The 491-nt window shown below is 55.6% G+C and carries 1 rRNA gene; it reads left to right on the top strand.

Going from position 1 to position 491, the window contains the following annotated elements:
* Positions 1-41: 41 nt before the first annotated feature.
* Positions 42-491 (top strand): 16S ribosomal RNA (locus HMPREF3056_RS05920); the annotation flags it as partial.

Raw genomic sequence — 491 nt, forward strand, 5'->3', positions numbered from 1 at the left:
TGGTTTGTCTGTTTGTTAGGTTTGGGCTTTTCACGGCCTTTTTTGTGGAGAGTTTGATCCTGGCTCAGGACGAACGCTGGCGGCGTGCTTAACACATGCAAGTCGAACGGAAAGGCCAGTGCTTGCACTGGTACTCGAGTGGCGAACGGGTGAGTAACACGTGGGTGATCTGCCTTGCACTCTGGGATAAGCTTGGGAAACTGGGTCTAATACCGGATATGAACTGCCTTTAGTGTGGTGGTTGGAAAGTTTTTTCGGTGCAAGATGAGCTCGCGGCCTATCAGCTTGTTGGTGGGGTAATGGCCTACCAAGGCGTCGACGGGTAGCCGGCCTGAGAGGGTGTACGGCCACATTGGGACTGAGATACGGCCCAGACTCCTACGGGAGGCAGCAGTGGGGAATATTGCACAATGGGCGGAAGCCTGATGCAGCGACGCCGCGTGGGGGATGACGGCCTTCGGGTTGTAAACTCCTTTCGACAGGGACGAAGC

Origin of the sequence: Corynebacterium sp. HMSC056F09, assembly GCF_001815785.1 — a bacterium.
In the GTDB taxonomy this organism is placed as follows: domain Bacteria; phylum Actinomycetota; class Actinomycetes; order Mycobacteriales; family Mycobacteriaceae; genus Corynebacterium; species Corynebacterium hiratae.